At 66.2% G+C, this 18273-nt stretch carries 13 protein-coding genes and 2 pseudogenes; 2 read left to right on the forward strand and 13 right to left on the reverse strand.

Annotation, left to right across the window (positions count from 1 at the left end):
- Window positions 1–36 precede the first annotated feature (36 nt).
- Window positions 37–1488 (forward strand): PucR family transcriptional regulator, encoded by a 1452-nt coding sequence (locus ID132_RS08350; protein WP_125107798.1) that lies wholly within the window; start codon window positions 37–39, stop codon window positions 1486–1488.
- On the opposite strand, the gene ID132_RS08355 is transcribed toward ID132_RS08350, so the two are convergent.
- The 13 genes and pseudogenes from ID132_RS08355 to ID132_RS08415 all read right to left on the reverse strand — a co-directional run bounded on the left by ID132_RS08355 (window position 1485) and on the right by ID132_RS08415 (window position 17292).
- Window positions 1485–2582: a branched-chain amino acid aminotransferase gene (locus ID132_RS08355; RefSeq protein ID WP_193128338.1), complete on the reverse strand. Its 1098-nt coding sequence runs from the start codon at window positions 2580–2582 to the stop codon at window positions 1485–1487. The two genes, ID132_RS08350 and ID132_RS08355, sit on opposite strands and share 4 nt — an antisense overlap.
- A 20-nt stretch (window positions 2583–2602) precedes the next feature.
- Window positions 2603–3651, reverse strand: a pseudogene (locus tag ID132_RS08360) (3-isopropylmalate dehydrogenase).
- Between the two features lie 41 nt (window positions 3652–3692).
- Window positions 3693–5399 (reverse strand): ABC transporter ATP-binding protein, encoded by a 1707-nt coding sequence (locus tag ID132_RS08365; RefSeq protein WP_328743951.1) that lies wholly within the window; start codon window positions 5397–5399, stop codon window positions 3693–3695.
- Between the two features lie 188 nt (window positions 5400–5587).
- Complete coding sequence (ilvC, locus tag ID132_RS08370; RefSeq protein WP_125107794.1) at window positions 5588–6613, reverse strand: ketol-acid reductoisomerase; 1026 nt, start codon at window positions 6611–6613, stop codon at window positions 5588–5590.
- Between the two features lie 47 nt (window positions 6614–6660).
- The gene (ilvN, locus tag ID132_RS08375) at window positions 6661–7167 is read right to left on the reverse strand and encodes an acetolactate synthase small subunit (protein ID WP_125107793.1); all 507 of its coding nucleotides are present in this window, start codon (window positions 7165–7167) and stop codon (window positions 6661–6663) included.
- A 5-nt stretch (window positions 7168–7172) separates the two neighbouring features.
- Window positions 7173–8929: pseudogene (locus ID132_RS08380) on the reverse strand (acetolactate synthase large subunit).
- 29 nt (window positions 8930–8958) lie between these two features.
- Window positions 8959–10680, reverse strand: a complete 1722-nt coding sequence (ilvD, locus tag ID132_RS08385) for a dihydroxy-acid dehydratase (protein WP_125107791.1) — start codon at window positions 10678–10680, stop codon at window positions 8959–8961.
- Between the two features lie 9 nt (window positions 10681–10689).
- On the reverse strand, window positions 10690–11142 hold the full coding sequence (mnhG, locus tag ID132_RS08390; RefSeq protein WP_193128339.1) for a monovalent cation/H(+) antiporter subunit G: 453 nt from the start codon (window positions 11140–11142) through the stop codon (window positions 10690–10692).
- On the reverse strand, window positions 11132–11560 hold the full coding sequence (locus ID132_RS14820) for a monovalent cation/H+ antiporter complex subunit F (RefSeq protein ID WP_125107789.1): 429 nt from the start codon (window positions 11558–11560) through the stop codon (window positions 11132–11134). Before ID132_RS14820 ends, mnhG begins: the two co-directional genes overlap by 11 nt.
- Window positions 11560–12240: a Na+/H+ antiporter subunit E gene (locus tag ID132_RS08400; RefSeq protein WP_193128340.1), complete on the reverse strand. Its 681-nt coding sequence runs from the start codon at window positions 12238–12240 to the stop codon at window positions 11560–11562. The genes ID132_RS14820 and ID132_RS08400 overlap by 1 nt, the downstream gene beginning before the upstream one ends.
- Entirely contained in the window at window positions 12240–13823 is a 1584-nt protein-coding gene (locus ID132_RS08405) for a Na+/H+ antiporter subunit D (protein ID WP_193128341.1), read from the reverse strand. The genes ID132_RS08400 and ID132_RS08405 overlap by 1 nt, the downstream gene beginning before the upstream one ends.
- Complete coding sequence (locus ID132_RS08410; RefSeq protein WP_193128342.1) at window positions 13820–14308, reverse strand: Na(+)/H(+) antiporter subunit C; 489 nt, start codon at window positions 14306–14308, stop codon at window positions 13820–13822. The genes ID132_RS08405 and ID132_RS08410 overlap by 4 nt, the downstream gene beginning before the upstream one ends.
- Window positions 14305–17292 (reverse strand): Na+/H+ antiporter subunit A, encoded by a 2988-nt coding sequence (locus ID132_RS08415; RefSeq protein ID WP_328743957.1) that lies wholly within the window; start codon window positions 17290–17292, stop codon window positions 14305–14307. The genes ID132_RS08410 and ID132_RS08415 overlap by 4 nt, the downstream gene beginning before the upstream one ends.
- A gap of 71 nt (window positions 17293–17363) precedes the next feature.
- On the opposite strand from ID132_RS08415, the gene ID132_RS08420 reads away from it, so the two are divergent.
- Window positions 17364–18167 carry a sugar phosphate isomerase/epimerase family protein gene (locus ID132_RS08420; protein WP_193128343.1) on the forward strand — a complete coding sequence of 268 codons (804 nt, stop codon included), beginning with the start codon at window positions 17364–17366 and terminating at the stop codon, window positions 18165–18167.
- The last annotated feature ends 106 nt before the right edge of the window (window positions 18168–18273 follow it).

Below are 18273 nucleotides of genomic sequence, written 5' to 3' on the forward strand. Positions count from 1 at the left end.
CTTGTTGTGCATGCGCACGAGCAATAGGCTCGGTCCATGGTCACGACAATTGCCGGTCTGCTGCGCACCCCCGAGCTCGGGCTTCGGCCCCGCCTCGGCGACGACGCGCAGCTGCGCCGCCCCGTCGACTGGGCCGTCGTTACCGAACTCATCGACCCCTCCCCCTACCTCGCGGGTGGCGAGCTGGTTCTTACCACCGGGGTGCGGCTGCGCACTCCCGGCAATTTTGAGCAGTTCGTCTCGACTGCCGCGAAGGCCGGCTCGGCGGGCATCGGTTTCGGTGTCGGCATTAGCCACGACGAACTGCCGGATGCGCTGCTCGCGTCCGCGAGGCGCGCGGGCCTGCCGGTGTTCGAGGTGCCCTTCGAGGTCGCGTTCTCAGAGGTGATCCGCCGCGTCGCCGAGCTCAACGAGAGCGAGCGCGTCGCGAAGCTCGAGTCGCGCTACCGGCAGCGCCACCGCCTCGTCGAGCTACTGCTCAGCGACGGCGGGCTCGACGCCATGCTCGAGCGGCTCGAGAAAGAGACCGGCGCCCACTTCGCGGTGTCGCTCAACGGTGAGGTCGTCTCGGGCACGCTCGAGGTTGACGACCCGGCGGCGAGCGGCTGGGATGCGCTGCCAATCGCCCTCGGCAGCTCGGGCCAGGCGACGCTGCACGCGACGCGACCACGCGACGACGACCTCGTCAACGGCGCCCGCTCGCTCGTCGGGCTCTACCTCGCGCAGGCGGCCCGGCGCGTCCGTGCGGCACGCGAGCAGGCGGGGCAGGTGCTCGCCGAACTCGGCGACGACCGCTTCGATGACGCGGCCACGGCATCCCGCCTCGAGCAGCTCGGGCTGCGCCTCGACCGCAGCTACCGGATGGTCGTGGCCGAGCAGCAGCGCGGCTCGCGCGGCGAACTCGGCGGCATGCGCATCCCCGTCTCGCTGCAGGCGACGGCGACGGCGATCATCGATGACGCGCTCGTCGTGGTGCTCGACGAGCGCGTTGTCGACCCGCACATCGCGGCCGAGGTGCTGCTCGTGACGGCTCGCGCCGCCGGTATCTCGGTGCATCTCGGGGTCGGCGGCGCCTACCCCGTCAGCCCGGCGCTGCGCTGGAGTTGGTACGAGGCCCGTGATGCCCTCGCGTCGCTCGGCGATGGCGAAGAGATCGGCCACGCCGAGCGACTCTCGCTCGCCTCGCTCATCCTCAGCGCTGACGAGGCGCCGCTGGCGCAACTCGCTCAGCAGGTGCTCGGGCCGCTCGAGCGCAGCGACGCCGAGCACGGCACGGCGCTCGTCGACACCCTCGACGCCTGGCTCGCCCATTCGGGCAGCGTCACCGAGGTGGCTGACGCGCTCGGCACGCACCGCAACACGGTGCGCTATCGCATCGAGCAGATCGTGAAGGTCTCGGGGCTCGACCCGCGGGTCACGGCCGACGTCGTGCAGTTCTCACTCGCCCGCACCGCGACCCGCTTGCTGCGCCGGAGCGCCCGTCGCTAGACGAGCTGGTGCAGCCAGCCGTGGGCGTCGGGCACCTCACCGTTCTGAATGCCGGTGAGCTGCGCACGGATGCGCATGGAGAGCGAGTCGAGGGTGACCGGCGGGTTCTCGATGACGAAGTCGGTTGCCTTGAGCGTGCCGATCGGCGCGATCACGGCGGCGGTGCCGACGGCAAACGCCTCGGTGATCTCGCCCGCCGCGGCGCCCTCGCGCCACTCGTCGAGCGCGATGCGGCGGCGCTCGACCTTGTGGCCGGCTTCAGCGACGAGCTCAAGGATCGCCTCGTTCGTGACGCTCGCGAGAATCGAGTCGGACTCGGGCGTCGCGACGGTGCCGTCCTTGAACGCGAGCACGATGTTCATACCACCGAGCTCCTCGAGGTACTTCTGCTCAAACGCGTCGAGGAACAGCACCTGCTCGCAGCCGTTCGCATACGCGGTCTGCTGCGGCAGCAGGCTCGCGGCATAGTTGCCGCCACACTTCGCCGCACCCGTGCCGCCCTTGCCCGCACGCGACAGCTCGCGCTCGAGCCAGATGCTGACCGGCTGAGTTGGGTCTTGGAAGTACGAGCCCGCGGGCGACGCGATGACGTAGTACGAGACCGACTCCGCGGCCCGCACACCGAGGAAATCCTCGTTCGCGATCATGAAGGGGCGCAGGTAGAGCGACTGGTCCTTGCCATACTCGGGCACCCAGCGCTGGTCAATCTCGACGAGTTGGCGCAGCGACTCGATGAACAGTTCCTCGGACAGTTCCGGCAGCGCGAGGCGACGGGCCGAGCCTGCGAAGCGGGCCGCGTTGCGGTCGGGACGGAAGGTGTGCACCGTGCCGTCGGCGTGACGGTAGGCCTTCATTCCCTCAAAGATCTCCTGCGCGTAGTGGAGCACCGCGCTGGCGGGGTTGAGCATGAGGGGGCCGTAGGGCACGACACGGGCATCCTGCCAGCCGCCGTCCTTGGTCCAGTCGATGACCACCATGTGGTCGGTGAAGTAGTGCCCGAATCCCGGGTTCTGCAGGATTTCGGCGACCTCGGCATCCGACTTCGCGCTGCTGTTGCGCTCGATCCGGAATTCGAGTTCGGTCGTGGTCGACATGGGAGTCCTCTCAAAAAAACTTAGTTGTTGAGCTGCGCGACGATGGCGTCGCCGATCTCACTCGTGCTGCGAGGCGCGCCGTCACGGGCGACGAGGTCGGCCTCACAGGCTGCCTCGACACGGTCGGCTGCCTCGGCGTGGCCGAAGTGGCGCAGCAGCAGGGCAACCGAGAGGATGGCTGCGGTTGGGTCCGCCTTACCGGTGCCTGCAATGTCTGGTGCCGAGCCATGAACGGGTTCGAACATGCTCGGGAACGCACCCTCGGGGTTGATGTTGCCCGAGGCTGCCAGGCCGATACCACCGGTAACGGCGCCAGCAAGGTCGGTGATGATGTCACCAAAGAGGTTGTCGGTCACGATCACGTCGAAGCGAGCGGGATCAGTGACCATGAAAATTGTAGCCGCGTCGATGTGCAGGTAGTCGACAGCCACCTCGGGGTACTCGGCGGCGACCGCGTTCACGGTGCGGTTCCAGAGCAGACCGGCGTTGATGAGCACGTTCTTCTTGTGCACAAGCGTGAGCTTGTTGCGGCGCGTCTTCGCGAGCTCGAACGCGTAGCGCACGGTGCGCTCGACGCCGTACGCGGTATTCACCGACGTCTCGGTCGCGACCTCGTGCGGGGTGCCGGTGCGCATCGTGCCGCCATTACCCGTGTAGAGGCCCTCGGTGCCCTCGCGCACGACGACGAAGTCGATGTCGCCGGGCGTCGCGAGCGGGCTGCGGGCGCTCGGCCAGAGCTTCGACGGGCGCAGGTTGATGTAGTGGTCAAACGCGAAGCGGAGCTTGAGCAGCAGGCCGCGCTCGAGGATGCCGCCCGCGAGCTTCGGGTCGTTCGGGTCGCCTCCGACGGCGCCGAGCAGCAGGGCGTCGTGGCGCTTGAGCTTGTCGAGCGCCTNGCGCTGAGCACCTCACCGGTCGCAAGGTAGTGGGATGCGCCGTGCGGGTAGTCCGTCTCGGTGAGCTCCACCCCCTCGGGCAGCGCCGCGCGCAGCACCTTCCGCGCCTCCGTAATGACCTCGGGGCCGATTCCGTCGCCCTGAATGATCCCAAGATCTAGCTGCTGTGCCACCCGGTGTGTCCTTTCACTCACGTCCTGCCAGCTTACCGCCGCTATTCGTCGATGCCGTAGTCCTCCCGCAGCCGCTCGCGGCTCGCGGAGGTGCCCTCGAGCTGCAGCGCGAGCAGCTCGGCATAGATGCCTCCGGATGCGGCAAGCTCGGCAGGCGAGCCGATTTCGTCGATGCGACCGTCGCGCAGCGTGATGATGCGGTCGACGTCGCGGATGGTCGAGAGGCGGTGGGCAATGATGAGGCTCGTGCGGTCCCCCGCCATGAGCGCATCCAGGCCTGTCTGCACCGCGCGCTCACTCTTCGTGTCGAGCGCGCTCGTCGCCTCGTCGAGGATGAGCACCGGTGCGTCCTTGAGCATCGCGCGGGCGACGGCGATGCGCTGCTTCTGCCCGCCGGACAGCTTGAGGCCGCGCTCGCCGATGACAGCGTCGAGGCCCTTCGGGAACCCCGAGATGAAGTCCCAGGCATTCGCCCGGCGGGCCGCGTCGACGATCTCGGCCTCGCTCGCCTCGGGGCGGCCATACGAGATGTTCTCGCGGATCGTGCCGCTGAACAGCGAAGGCTCCTGAAACACGACGCCGATCTGGTCGCGCAGCGAGCGCATCTTCAGGTGCGCGATGTCCTCCCCGAACAGCTCGATGCTGCCCGAGTTCACGCGGTAGAAGCCGAGCAGCAGGCTGACGATCGTGCTCTTGCCGCCGCCCGAGCCGCTCACGAAGGCGATTCGTTCGCCGCGGCGCACGTCGAACGAGATGCCCGACAACACCGGCGTCTCCTCGTCGTAGGCGAAGCGGACGTTGTCGAAGCGCACCGGCAGGGCCATCGCCTGCCGTTCGCGGCTCTCGGCAGTTGCCGCCGGGTCGCGCAGCTCGAGGCCCTCGCGCTCATCCGGCGCCAGCTCCATCACCGTGAAGTAGTCGCGCGAGCCGGCCACCGCATGCTGGGCAGCGTCGATCATCCAGGACATCATCGACACGGGCGCCCGAGCCATGCTCACGAGCTGAATCAGCAGCACCATGTCGCCGAGGCTGAAGCGCCCCTGCGCGGTCTGGATGAACAGGATGAGGTAGATGCCGAAGAACGCGAGGTTGAGGGCGAGGCGGCGCAGGGCATCCATGCCGTGCCAGAGGCGCGACTGCGAGCCGGTGAGCCGCACGGTGGCCGTGAACTCCTCAACGAACAGCTTCCACTCGCGGCGTTCCTGCGCGAACGAGCGCACGGCGGGCAGTTGTCCCACGACCTCGCTGAAGCGACCGCGCGCGGTGTCGACGTGGGCGTTCTTTTCGTGCTCGATGCGCTGCCAGCGCTTCGACGTGAGCGCGGTGAGCCACATGTAGATCGGGAACAGCAGGAACAGCAGCAGCGCGATCGGCCACGAGTAGAACGCGGTGATGATGAGCACCGCGACCGTCGTGATCAGCATCGAGAACATGCTGTTCGCGAACGACTGCATGAACCGCGTCACCTCGGTGATCGTGCGGTCGAGGCGCGAGACGATCGTGCCCGTGAGCTCGTCGTCGAAGTAGCGCTGCGGCAATTGCAGCAGCTGGTTGTAATAGCGCGTCGACAGCAGCGAGCGCATCTTCGCGCTCATGACGTCGCCGAAGTATCCGCCCGCGGCGTCGGCGCCGGTGACCACGAGTTCAATCGCAAGAAACGCGACCGCGAGCCACACGACGCCCGCGATCGCGGCCTCGAACGTGCGCTCGCCGCCGACGATCGCGACGATCTCGNTCGGTCGCCGCACCGATGATGAACGGGGTGACGAGTGCGCCGGCCGCCGAGACGAGCGTCAGCACGATGATCGCGAGGTAGTACGGGTTCAGTTCCTTCGTGTACGTAACCAGCTTCGCGAGACTCTTCACTCCTCCAATACTAGGCAAGGCGCCACCCGCGAGCGGGTGGCGCCTTGCCTCAAAAGGGTGGTGTTCGCGACTAGCGTGCGGCCTGACCGTCGGTGTAGTCGGTGTCCTGCTGCGACCACGAGAAGAGCTTGCGCAGTTCCTGACCGGTCTTCTCGATCGGGTGGCCCTGCTCCTGCTCGCGGAGCTTCTTGAACTCGGGCGCGCCAGCGTCCTGGTCCTCGATGAAGCGCTTCGCGAAGGCGCCCGACTGGATGTCCGCGAGCACTCCCTGCATGTTCTGCTTCACGTTCGCGTCGATAACGCGGGGGCCCGAAACGTAGTCGCCGTACTCGGCGGTGTCCGAGATGCTCCAGCGCTGCTTGGTGATGCCACCCTCCCACATGAGGTCGACGATGAGCTTGAGCTCGTGCAGCACCTCGAAGTACGCGATCTGCGGCTGGTAGCCCGCCTCGGTGAGCACCTCGAAGCCGGCCTGCACGAGGTGGCTCATGCCACCGCAAAGCACGGCCTGCTCGCCGAACAGGTCGGTCTCGGTCTCTTCGGTGAAGGTCGTCTTGATGACGCCGGCTCGGGTGCCACCGATCGCCTTCGCGTACGACTTCGCGGTCTCCCAGGCCGAGCCCGACGCGTCGTTCTCGACGGCGATGATGTCGGGGATGCCGCGGCCGGCCTCGTACTCGCGACGCACGGTGTGGCCCGGCGCCTTCGGGGCGACGAGGATCACGTCAACGCCGGCCGGCGGGGTGATGTAGCCGAAGCGGATGTTGAAGCCGTGCGCGAAGGCGAGTGTCTTGCCGTCGGTGAGGTTCGGCTCGATCTCCTCGGCGTAGAGCGAGCGCTGGCTCTGGTCGGGCGCGAGGATCATGATGAGGTCAGCCCACTTGGTGGCCTCGGCGTTCGTGAACACCTGGAAGCCAGCCTCTTCTGCCTTCGCGGCCGACTTCGAGCCCTCGCGGAGCGCGATTGCGACCTCGACGCCCGAGTCACGCAGGTTCTGTGCGTGCGCGTGACCCTGCGAGCCATAGCCGACGACGGCTACCTTCTTGCCTTGGATGATCGACAGGTCTGCGTCGTTGTCGTAGAAGATCTCAGCCATGTGTGATCGGTTCTCCTTGAATTCTGTTCTGGATGTGATGTTTGTGGTTAGCGCAGCACGCGCTCAGAGATGGACTTGGGGCCGCGGCCAACCGCGATTAGGCCGGACTGCACGAGCTCGCGGATGCCGTACGGTTCCAGCATGCGCAGCAGCGCCTGAACCTTGCCCGAGTCACCCGTGGTTTCGATGACGAGCGAGTCGGGGGCGACGTCCACAACACGCGCCCGGAACAGGTTCACGGCCTCGATAACTTCGGAGCGCGTCTGCTTGTCCACGCGCACCTTGACGAGGATGTGCTCCCGCTCGACCGCACTGGCTGGGTCGAGCTCAACGATCTTGATGACGTTGACCAGCTTGTTGAGCTGTTTCGTCACCTGTTCGAGCGGGAAATCTTCGACGTTCACGACCACGGTCATGCGCGAGAGGCCTTCGACCTCCGAGGCGCCGACCGCGAGTGAGTCAATGTTGAAGCCGCGGCGTGCGAACAGGCCCGCAACGCGGGTGAGAAGGCCGGGCTTGTCTTCGACGAGCAGCGAAAGAATGTGCTTCGACATCTGAGTTACTCCCCCTCGTAGGCCGGGCTGGCTTCGCGCGCGTAGCGAATGAAGCTGTTCGAGACGCCCTGCGGCACCATCGGCCACACCATGGCCTCGGCCGACACGACGAAGTCGATGACGACCGGGCGGTCGTTCGTCTCGAGCGCGAGCTTGATCGCGTCGTCGATCTCGTCTTCTTTTTCAACGCGAATGCCGAGGGCGCCGTAGGCGTCCGCGAGCTTCACGAAGTCGGGCACCCGCACCGAGGCGTGCCCCGTGTTGAGGTCGGTGTGCGAGTAGCGACCGTCGTAGAAGAGGGTCTGCCACTGACGCACCATGCCGAGCGACGAGTTGTTAATCACCGCGATCTTGATCGGGATGTTGTTGATGACGCAGGTCGCAATTTCCTGGTTCGTCATCTGGAAGCAGCCGTCACCGTCAATCGCCCACACCACGCGGTCGGGCTCGCCGACCTTGGCGCCCATGGCCGCGGGAACCGCGTAGCCCATGGTGCCGGCGCCACCGGAGTTGAGGAACGAGTTGGGCCGCTGCAGGCTGAGGAACTGCGCCGCCCACATCTGGTGCTGGCCGACGCCGGTCGCGTAGACCGCCTCGGGGCCGGTGAGGTCGCTGATGCGCTCGATGATGTGCTGCGGCGCGAGCAGGCCGTCGGTCGACGGGGCAAAGCCGCGCGGGAACTCGTTGCGGAGCCCGTTGAGGAACTCCCACCACTCGCCGAGGTCGGGCTTTTCGCCCGAGTCCTCGCGCACGGCGCGGATCACGTCGGCGAGCACCTCCTTGGCGTCACCCACGATCGGCACGTCGGCGGTGCGGATCTTCGAGATCTCGGCCGGGTCGATGTCGATGTGCACGACCTTCGAGTTCGGCGAGAACAGTTCGGACTTGCCGGTCACGCGGTCGTCAAAGCGGGCGCCGACCGTGAACAGCAGGTCGGCCTCCTGTAGCGCAAGCACCGCGGGCACAGTGCCGTGCATGCCGGGCATGCCGAGCATCTGCTCGTGGTCGTCGGGGAACACGCCGCGCGCCATGAGCGTCGTGACGACCGGCGCACCGGTGAGCTCCGCGAGTTCCTTGAGTTCGGGGGATGCGCCGGCTCGGCCGACGCCGCCGCCCGCGTAAATCACGGGCTTGCGCGCCTCGCGCAGCGCCTCGCGCGCCNTGATCTGCTTGCCGTGCGCCTTCGTGATGGGGCGGTAGCCGGGCAGGTCAATCTTGACGGGCCAGCTGAAGTCGAACTCGTTCTGCTGGGCGTCCTTGGTGATGTCCACGAGCACGGGGCCCGGTCGACCGGTCGAAGCGAGGTGGTACGCGCTCGCGATCGCGCCGGGCACGTCCTCGGCACGCTTCACGAGGAACGAGTGCTTCGTGACGGGCATCGTGATGCCGACGATGTCGGCTTCCTGGAACGCGTCGGTGCCCATGAGCGTCGAGAACACNGGCCGGTGATCGCGAGCATCGGCACCGAGTCCATGTAGGCGTCGGCGATCGCGGTAACGAGGTTGGTGGCGCCGGGGCCGGAGGTGGCGATGCACACCCCGACCTTCCCGCTCGCGGCGGCATACCCCTCGGCCGCGTGGCCGGCGCCCTGTTCGTGGCGTACGAGGATGTGGTTCAGCGTCTTCGCGTCGAGGATTGCGTCGTAGGCAGGCAGAATCGCGCCGCCAGGCAGACCGAACACGTCGGTCACGCCCAGCAGTTCGAGTGTGCGCACCACGGCAGCGGCACCCGTCATCCGCTCCGGTGCAACTTGAGTTGTCATATGCGTCGATATCTCCAGTGAGAAGGGAGTTAACCCGTGACGGCACCCTCTGAGGCGGAGTGCACAAGCTTGGCGAACTTCGCGAGCACACCGCGCGTATAGCGCGGAGGCAGCGGTTCCCAGCCTTCACGGCGGGAGGAGAGCTCGGACTCGTCGACGAGTAGGTCCATAGTCCGAGCGGCGATGTCAACCCGAATGAGATCACCGTCGCGTACAAAGGCGATGGGTCCTGCATCTACTGCCTCTGGCGCGACGTGGCCGATGCACAGGCCAGTTGTGCCGCCTGAGAATCGACCGTCAGTGAGCAATAGTACATCCTTGCCGAGACCGGCTCCCTTGATCGCACCGGTGATCGCGAGCATCTCGCGCATGCCAGGGCCACCCTTCGGACCTTCGTAGCGGATCACCACGACGTCGCCGTGGTGGATCTCGCCCCGGGTCAGCGCATCCATAGCCTCACGCTCGCGCTCGAACACGCGCGCCGGGCCTTCGAACACGTCGAGGTCGAATCCGGCCGATTTCACGACGGCGCCCTCGGGGGCGAGCGTGCCGTGCAGCACCGAGATGCCGCCCTTCTCGTGGATCGGGTTGTCGAGGGTGTGGATGACCTCGCCGTCGAGCGGCTCGGGCGAGAGCTCGGCAAGGTTCTCGGCCACGGTCTTGCCGGTGCAGGTGAGCGCGTCGCCGTGGATCATGCCCGCGTCGAGCAGCGCCTTCATGACGACGGGGATGCCGCCGACGAGGTCGACGTCATTCATGACGTACTGACCGAAGGGCTTCATGTCGGCGAGGTGCGGCACCTTGTCGGCGATGCGGTTGAAGTCGTCGAGGGTGAGCTCAACCTCGGCCTCGTGCGCGATGGCGAGCAGGTGCAGCACGGCGTTCGTCGAGCCGCCCATGCACATGACGACGGCGATCGCGTTCTCGAATGCCTTCTTCGTGAGGATGTGTTCGGTGGTGATGCCGAGGCGCAGCATGTTCACGACCGCCTCGCCCGACTTGTGGGCGTAGTAGTCGCGGCGACGGTCGGCCGATGCGGGCGCGGCCGACCCCGGGATCGACATGCCGAGGGCCTCGGCGACCGAGGCCATGGTGTTCGCGGTGTAGAAGCCGCCGCAGGCGCCCTCGCCAGGGCAGATAGCCTCTTCGATGCGCTTGCGGTCTTCCTCGCTCATGAGGCCCGCCTTGCAGGCGCCGACGGCTTCGAAGGCGTCGATGACCGTGACGTTCTCCTTCAGAGTGCCGTCGGTGAGGCGCACCTTGCCGGGGTAGATCGACCCGGCGTAGAGGAACACGCTCGCGAGCTTGAGGCGCGCGGCCGCCATGAGCATGCCGGGCAGTGACTTGTCGCAACCGGCCAGCAGCACCGAGCCGTCGAGGCGCTCGGCCTCCATCACGGTCTCGACCGAGTCGGCGATGACCTCGCGCGACACGAGCGAGAAGTGCATACCCTCGTGGCCCATCGAGATGCCGTCGGAGACCGAGACGGTGCCGAACTGCAGCGGGTAGCCGCCGCCGGCGTGCACGCCCTCCTTGCAGCCCTGCGCGAGGCGGTCAAGGCTCAGGTTGCAGGGGGTGATTTCGTTCCACGAGCTCGCAATACCGATCTGGGGTTTCGCCCAGTCGTCATCGCCCATCCCGACCGCGCGAAGCATGCCGCGCGACGCGGTGGCCTCGATGCCGTCGGTAATGACGCGGGACTTCGGCTTGATGTCAACGCCGTTGGTGGATGCAGAAGCTTGCTCGGTCATGAGCCAAGTCTATAGCTTGGGTGCGTTCGGATTTCGCGACTCAGGCTCGGGCGCATCGGCGGCGTCATCGGCGATCCTGACCCGCTCGCGGGCCGCTTCTTCTTCCTCAGCACGCTGGGCGCGCTTGACCTCGTCCTCGAGTTCGTCGATGCGCAGCTCGACGTGCTCAAAGTGACGGGATCGGTAGCCGCCGCGCGCGAGCATCATACCCGCGGCGGGGGTGGTGAGGAACTGGAATATGACAATCGGCACGAGGAACGCGATCGTCCACGCGTCGGTCTGCTGCAGCGCGACGCCGACGAGGATGAACAGCAACCCGGCCGCCTGGGGCTTCGACTGCGCGTGCAGGCGCGCGATCATATCGGGGAACCTCAGCAGGCCAAGGCCCGCGGTGAACGACAGGAACGCACCCGCGAGCACAAAGATGATCGTGGCGAGATCGAGCCAGGTGTTACCGCTCACTCCGCACCTCCCGGGCTACCACATCGTGGGCGAGCTCGTGCCGCGCCGCGTCCTCATGCCCGATCGAGCCGTCGGCGTCGCGGTGCCGCTCGACGTCGTCCTGCTCAGGGAGTGCCTGGTCGGATGTGCTCGAGTTGATCGAGTTGCCCGAGCGGCCGCGCGAGACAAAGCGGGCTACCGCCATGGTGCCGATCGACGCGGTCATCGCGAGGCCGAGCACGAGCGGCAGGGTCGTGGTGTGGCCGCGCAGGGCCATGTCGGCCGAGAGCACGCAGATGAGCACGGTCGCGAGCGTGTCGGAGCCGACCATGCGGTCGACGACACTCGGTCCGCGGATGATGCGGATGAGCGACATCAGGGCCGCCGAGGCGAAGAACGCCCCGATGAGCCAGATCAGCACGGTGAATAGCGGTTCCATCAGAGTTCCGCCTCCCATTCGGCTTGGCGGGCCTTGCGATCGGCCTCGCGCAGTACCTCGTAGCTCTGCTGCTCCCGCGAGGCGAAGAGCAGGGGTCGATCGTGCAGGCGCCGGTCGTCGTTGATGAGCGCGATGTCCTCGTGGTTGCCGAGCGCGACCACGATGGCGTCCTCGATCTGCTCGGCGGCGAGGCGGGCCCGCTGAATCTTCTCGTCGGTGTCGGCATCGAGCACGTGCAGGTAGAGGATGCTGCGCAGCCGGTCGACCTCGACGACGACTGAGCCCGGCACGAGCATGTTGATCTCGGCGGTGAGCGTGAGCAACCAGTCGGAGTGCACGCGCATCCGCACTGCGAGAATCGACGCTTGCGGCACCGCCTTGGGCCGCATCGCGAGCCAGGCCATCTGGAACGTCGAGCCGATGAGCCACCAGAAGAACTTCGCGAGCAGCACGATGGTGTACCAGACGTGGATGCGCCCCGACAGCAATACCGGCGGTAGCGAGAACATGCGCACGACGAGCAGCGAGAAGATGATGCCCGTGACAGCGCTGATGACGTCGAGGTGACCCCACAGCACGACCCAGAGCACGACGAGCCCGAAGAGCAGCGGCAACTGCGTCAGCAGGGCAACGCCCGAGCGCTGGAGGCGCTCGGCGCGGATGTGCGGATCGGCAGACATTAGGGCTTCGTCCCTTCTGTTCCGGCCACGATATCGACGTAGTGCTCGGGGATCGTGAGGTTGGCCGCGGCCGCGCTCGCAAATTCGTAGATCTGGCCGGCGAAGATCGTCATGCAGACGGTGACGAGCACCATCGCCGCGGTGGCGGTGTTCATGATCATCGAGTTCGCCTTGCGCTCGGCGACGACCTCGCCGTCGAGCGTCTCTTCGAGGTGCGAGGTGAGCGGCGACTCGAAGCCGGTCACCTCCTCCTGCGAGCGCCAGAAGCCGAGGCTCCAGACGCGGATGAGGGCGTAGAGCGTGAGCAGGCTCGTGAGCGCACCGATGCCGATGCCCACCCAGACCAGCCACTGCGGCACCGACAGCGCGGTGCCCTCGGCACCCGCGATGAACAGGCCGAGCTTGCCGATGAAGCCCGAGAAGGGTGGGATGCCCCCGAGGTTGAGCATCGGGATGAAGAACAGCACGGCCACGAACGGCGAGCGCGCGAGCATCCCGCCGAGGTGGGTCAGGGACGCCGTGCCCGCGATGCGTTCGATCAGCCCGGTCACGAGGAACAGGCCGGTCTGCACGAGAATGTGGTGCGCGATGTAATAGACCGTGGCCGACCAGCCCGCCTCAGTGCCGAGAGCGATGCCGAAGATCATGTAGCCGATGTGGCTCACGAGCGTGAACGAGAGCATACGGCGGATGCCCGCCTGGGCGACCGCACCGAGAATACCGATCACCATCGTCAGCATCGCCACGATGATGAGCAGCACCGAGATGTCATTTTTACTGAAGAGCAGCGACTCCGAGCGCAAGATTGCGTAGACACCGACCTTGGTCAGCAAGCCGGCAAACACGGCCGTAACCGGCGCGGGCGCCGAGGGGTACGAGTCTGGCAGCCAGAACGAGAGCGGGAAGAGCGCGGCCTTGATGCCGAAGCCCACGAGCAGCAGCAGGTGCAGCGGCAGCTGCACCTCCTGCGGCAGCTCTGCCATGCGCACCGCGATCTCGGCGAAGTTGACGGTGCCGACGGCGGCGAAGATCGCCGCGATCGCCGCGAGGAAAATAAGCGATGAGACGAGCGACACAACGATGTAGGTGATGCCGGCCCGGATGCGCGAAGCCGTGCCGCCGAGCGTGATGAGCACGAAGCTCGCGACGAGCAGGATCTCGAACCCGACGTAGAGGTTGAACAGGTCACCCGCGATGAACGCGTTGTAGACGCCGGCCGCAAGCACGAGATACGTCGGATAGAAGATCGACACCGGCGTCTCGCCGTCGCCGTCGGTGGAGCCCTGGCCGATCGAGAACGCCATCACCGCGATGAGCACGATGCTCGTGACGAGCACCATGAGCGCCGAGAGGTGGTCGACGACGAGCGAGATGCCGAACGGCGCCGCCCATCCGCCGACCTGGATCACAAGCGCCTGGTCGGTCTGGTGCACCGCGATGAGCAGCGCGATCGAGATCGCGAGGGCGATGACCATCGTGATGCTCGCGAACACAATTTGCAGCCGCTGCCGACGCGCGGCGGTCAGCGTGATCGCGGCGCCGAGGAGCGGCACGAGCACGACGAGGGGAACGAGCCAACTCATACATCTCCCCCGTTCTTCGCGTCGAGTTCTTCCTTGGTACGTGCGCCCTTGATGGCCGCTTCGGCGCCGTCACCGAACTCGGTGTCGCCAGATTCGTCTTCGTCGAAGACCTCGTCGTCCTCTTCGGGGTCGACGTCCCGCAGCGAGATCGAGTCGTCATCGTCGTCGACCTCGTCGCCGTGCGCGAGGCGCCATGAGCGGTACAGCAGCGCGAGCATGAACGCCGTCGTCGCGAACGTGATGACGATCGCGGTGAGGATGAACGCCTGCGGCAGCGGGTCGGAAAACGTGGACGGGTTGGCGCCGTCGCCCATGATCGGGGCGTCGCCGAAGCTGCCCGAGGTAAGGAAGATGAGGATGTTCGTCGCGTTGCCCACGAGCATCACGGCGAGAATCATGCGGGTAAAGCTGCGCTCGAGCAGCATGTAGACGCCACAGGCGTACATGATGACCATGCCGATGAGCAGCATGACGTTGAGAGTCATCGCTGGGCACCCCCGTCGTGTCGGCGGGCCGTCGGCCGTGAGCCCGCAGTCGCGTCATCGACCGGGGTGGCGCCGCGAATCTCGGCGTCGTCGATGACGGTCGCGGCGACGTTGCGCTGGCCGAGTTGCTCTTCCTCGGCCTGGATGTCGAGCTCGGAGCCGAGCGAGCGCAGGATGTCGATGACCAGGGCGATCACGATGAGGTAGACGCCGATATCGAAGATTGTCGAGGTAACGAAGACGATCTGACCGATGCCCGCGACGTCGCTGTCGATCCAAAAGCTCATCAGCGGCGGGTGGCCAAACAGCATCGGCGCGAGGGCCGAGCCGGCCGCCAGCACCATACCGATGCCGAGCAAGCGGCCGGCGTCGACCCGCACGGCGGCGTCAAGCTCCTCACGGCCGCCCGCGAGGTAGCGCGCGGCGAGCGCAAGACCCGCGACGACGCCACCGGCGAAACCGCCGCCGGTCGAGTTGTGCCCGGCAAACAGCAAGTAGAGCGACATGATGAACAGGCCGTGGAAGATGAGCCGGACGACGACCTCGACCACGATCGAACGGTTGTCGGGGGCGAGCGAATTACCGGCGATGAGCCAGGCGCGGCGGTCCTCGCCGAACTTCTGCAGCATGGCCGCGCGCTTCTTCAGCGGGGGTCGCGGTGGTGGTGGCGTCTGTCGCTGCGAGCCACGCGCGCTGAGGTAGACGAGGCTCGCGACGCCGGTCGCGGCGGCAATAAGCACCGACAGCTCGCCCATCGTGTCCCAGCCGCGAATGTCGACGAGGGTGACGTTGACGACGTTGTACCCGTGCCCACCCTCGACCGCGAGTTCGGCAAAGCTGAGGCCGTCGGACGGTGCGATGCGGAAACCCATCGCGAGGGCGGTGATGACGCCGATGGCAATCGCCACGGCGAACGCAATCACCCAGCGCAGCCATGACGGCAGGTTGTTATCGATATGCGCGTGCTTCGCCGGCAGCCGACGCAGCACGAGCACGAACACGACGAGCGAGAGCGTCTCAATGAGCGCCTGCGTCATCGCGAGGTCGGGAGCCCCGTGCAGGGCAAAGATGATCGAAATGCCGTAGCCCGTCGCGCTAACCAGGATCACACCGTGGAAGCGTCGCTTGGTCTGCGTCACGGCAATGGATGCGAGCACGAGCACCGCCACGATCGCGAGCTGCAACCACGAGAACTCAAGGGTGAGGTCGAGCTGCGAGTAGTCGATGAACGGTAGCGGCACGACAATGGCGGCCGCGAGCACGATGAAGATAATCGCGAGGTAGAAGGGCAGCGAACCGCGCTGGGTGCTCGAGGTGACGCGGGCTGCGACCGAGTCAACGATGCGCAGCGACAGCCAGTAGCCGCGAGCCGCCTCGAAGACGGCGGGCATGAACGACTGAGCGTGCTCGACCTTGCGGCGCCCGGCGAACAGCCCGAGACCGCCCAGCAGTGTGAGTGCCGAGAGCAAAAGTGCCGGCTCGAGGCCGTGCCAGATCGCGAGGTGGTAGGGCTCCCCGGACTCGATGGCGGGCGCGGTGTCGGCGAACTGCGCGATGAGGTGATCGATCGGCGTCGCGTAGAACGGGATGACGACGGTCGCGACGACGAGGATCACCGGCGAGATCAGGTCTTCGATGTGGCTCGTCGCCTTGACCACCGGGTCGACGCCGCGCTTCGTCGCGAAGGCACCGTACAGAAAGCGACAGGTGTACGCGACGGTGAGGATCGAACCGATCGCGGTGCCGATGAGCGCGACCCAGCCCCACGAATCGCCTGCCGAGGCAGCCCCGATGAAACTCGAAAACACGGCCTCTTTCGCCACGAAGCCCCACAGCGGCGGGATGCCCGCCATCGATGCGGCCGCAATGATCGCGGTGACGGCAAGAACCGGAGCGCTACGCCCGAGACCGGAAATCTTACGAATGTCACGGGTACCCAGTTGGTGGTCGATGATGCCGACGATGAGGAACAGCGCAGCTTTGAACAGCGCGTGGCCGATCACCATGGCGACGGCGGCGAGCACTGCGTCGCGCCCGCCGAAGCCAGCGATGGTCATCATGAAGCCGAGTTGCGACACCGTGCCGTAGGCGAGAATCAGCTTGAGGTCGAACTGCCGTAGCGCACGCCACCCGCCGACCAGCATCGTAGAGACACCGATGATGACGAGCGTCTCGGAGAATCCAGGCACATCGCTGAAGGAAGGCACGAGTCGCAACACGAGGTAGACGCCGGCCTTCACCATCGAGGCGGCGTGGAGGTAGGCAGAGACCGGGGTCGGCGCAGCCATGGCACCGGGAAGCCAGAAGTGGAACGGCAACTGCGCCGACTTGGTCAGCGCGCCGACGATCACGAGCATGAGCGCCGTGATGAGGAAGCCGTTGTGAGGGATGTCCGCGGTGAGGATCTGGCTGAAAAGCGCCGAGCCGGCCGCGACGTGCAACATCACCAGGCCGACGAGCATTGCGAGCCCACCCAGCGTCGTGACGAGCAGCGCCTGCATCGCCGCACCTCGCGACGGGCGTCGACCGGTGTAGTGACCGATGAGCAGGTACGAGAGGATGCTCGTGGCCTCCCAGAACACGAACATCAGGTAAATATTGTCGGTCGTGACGAGACCGAACATGACGCCCGCGAAGCCGAGCAAGACGCCAGCGAAACGGCCGAGTCCGGGCTCATCCTTCGTGAAGTAACTCGCGCAGTAGAGCAGCACGAGCGAGCCGATAGCAGTCACGATCATCGCGAGCACCCAGCTCAGGGCGTCAATGCGGAAGTCGAGGTTCATGCCGAGCTGCGGCAGCCACTGGTACGACACGCGCCAGGTTTCGCCGGCGAAGACCTGCGGCGCGTGGCTCGCGGTCCAGATGGCAGCTACCGCCGACACTGCTGCGCCGACGTAGAAGAGAGAGGTGCCGGGGAGTTTGCGGAGGAGTGGCATGCCTACGCTCGCTACTGCGAAGAGCGCGAGCAGGAAAGCCATCCGCATCTCCCATCTATTCGAGCCACAACTTCAACCATTATACCGGCTCGCAAGGGTGTGGGGTTACGCTGACCGCGATGATCAAGATCGGTATGAGCACCTCGTGCACTTTCCCCAAACCAACGGCGCAGTCCTTCCAGATTGCGGCGGCCGCCGGCTACGACGGCATGGAGGTGATGGTGTCGACGGAAAACGACTCACGCAACCCGCACACGCTGCGTGCGCTGTCGCATCGCTTCGAACTGCCCGTGCTGTCGATTCACGCGCCGGTGCTGTTCTATACACAGTTCGTGTGGGGCACCAAGCCCGACGAAAAGCTGGTGCGCACCGTTGACCTCGCACATGAGGTCGGCGCGACGACGGTGGTCGTGCACCCGCCGTTTCGCTGGCAGGGCCAATACGCCACTCGCTTCGAGGAGCTCGTAACGAAGCTCGAGCACGACTCCGGCATCGCCATGGCCGTCGAGAACATGTTCCCGTGGAACGTCGCCGGTAGCCAGAAGGCCTATCTACCCGGCACCAACCCGATCGAGATGAACGTCGAGTCGATCACCCTCGATTTCTCGCACGCCGCGCTCTCTGGCGACGACTCGTTCGAGATGGCCAAGGCGGCCGGCGACCGCCTCCGCCACATCCACCTCTGCGATGGCGAAGCGCCAAACGGCAAAAAGCGCCTCTTTGACGAACACAGGATGCCCGGTCAAGGCGGCCAGCCCGTTGAAAAGACGCTGCGCTACCTCGCTGATCGCGGCTGGGATGGCCAAGTCGTGGCCGAGGTGAATACCCGCTCGGCGCGAAAGGACGAAGCAAAGCGCCTGCACATGCTTCGCGAAACACTCGAGTTCGCGCGTGAACACACGACGGTCGACTTCCCCAACTAATCCCGGAGCTCCGGCTCCGGCCGGGGCTCGAGAAAACGTCCGGAAAAAGCAAGAAGGGGTTCCCCAAAATGGGGAACCCCTTCTCTTAAGTTAAGTTCGGCGGTGT

The sequence above is a fragment of the Gulosibacter sediminis genome (assembly GCF_014904065.1).
In the GTDB taxonomy this organism is placed as follows: Bacteria; Actinomycetota; Actinomycetes; order Actinomycetales; family Microbacteriaceae; genus Gulosibacter; species Gulosibacter sediminis.